Raw genomic sequence first — 248 nt, 5'->3', positions numbered from 1 at the left:
CTACCTGCAACGCCGGCGCCAGCCGGCCGAACCGGTGCCCACGCCATGAGTCCGGCGCTGCTGCAGCCTCCGCGCTTCATCAGCCTGGAAGGTGTCGAGGGCGCGGGCAAGAGCACCGCGATCAGCGCGATCCGCGACTGCCTGCAGGCGCATGGGCACGAGGTCGTGCTGACCCGCGAGCCGGATGTGTAGAAGATCGTTGCTGCGTCATCCGTGGAGGGATTGCCCGCTTCGGATGCGCCGTCGGC

General features: G+C 69.4%; 1 protein-coding gene. It reads left to right on the top strand.

Translation table 11 applies throughout. From position 1 onward, the window contains the following. Positions 1–192, top strand: a 192-nt coding sequence (locus tag SB773_RS33775) for a dTMP kinase (protein ID WP_410594839.1), incomplete at its 5' end; no start/stop codon positions are given. Positions 193–248 lie beyond the last annotated feature (56 nt).

Source organism: Bacillus sp. SIMBA_074 (assembly GCF_046534555.1).
Lineage (GTDB): Bacteria > Bacillota > Bacilli > Bacillales > Bacillaceae_G > Bacillus_A > Bacillus_A mycoides.
This window is presented reverse-complemented; position numbering and strand designations above follow the sequence as displayed.